This window comes from Streptomyces sp. NRRL F-6492, from assembly GCF_001280125.1.
Classification (GTDB): Bacteria; Actinomycetota; Actinomycetes; order Streptomycetales; family Streptomycetaceae; genus Streptomyces.
This window is the reverse complement of sequence record NZ_LGEG01000133.1, coordinates 1-481: the sequence shown is the minus strand read 5'-3', so window position 1 is coordinate 481 and position 481 is coordinate 1. Positions and strand designations below refer to the sequence as shown.

1 pseudogene is annotated in these 481 nt (G+C 72.3%); it reads left to right on the top strand.

Annotated features, from left to right (window positions below):
* A pseudogene (gene carB / locus ADL08_RS12485) lies at positions 1-481 on the top strand (carbamoyl phosphate synthase large subunit); the annotation flags it as partial.

Below are 481 nucleotides of genomic sequence, written 5' to 3'. Positions count from 1 at the left end.
CGTGCTGGAGATCGTCCACGCCGAGACCCTCGCCGGGCCGGTCGCGGGCGTCGTCGTGCAGCTCGGCGGCCAGACCCCTCTCGGCCTGGCGCAGGCGCTGAAGGACAACGGGGTGCCGGTCGTCGGCACCTCTCCGGAGGCCATCCACGCCGCCGAGGACCGCGGCGCCTTCGGCCGGGTCCTGGCCGAGGCCGGGCTGCCGGCGCCCAAGCACGGCACCGCGACCACCTTCGCCGGCGCCAAGGCCATCGCGGACGAGATCGGCTACCCCGTCCTGGTCCGCCCCTCGTACGTGCTCGGCGGGCGCGGCATGGAGATCGTGTACGACGAGGCCCGCCTGGAGTCGTACATCGCCGAGTCCACCGAGATCAGCCCCACCCGGCCGGTGCTGGTCGACCGGTTCCTGGACGACGCGATCGAGATCGACGTGGACGCGCTCTACGACGGTCAGGAGCTGTATCTCGGTGGTGTGATGGAGCAC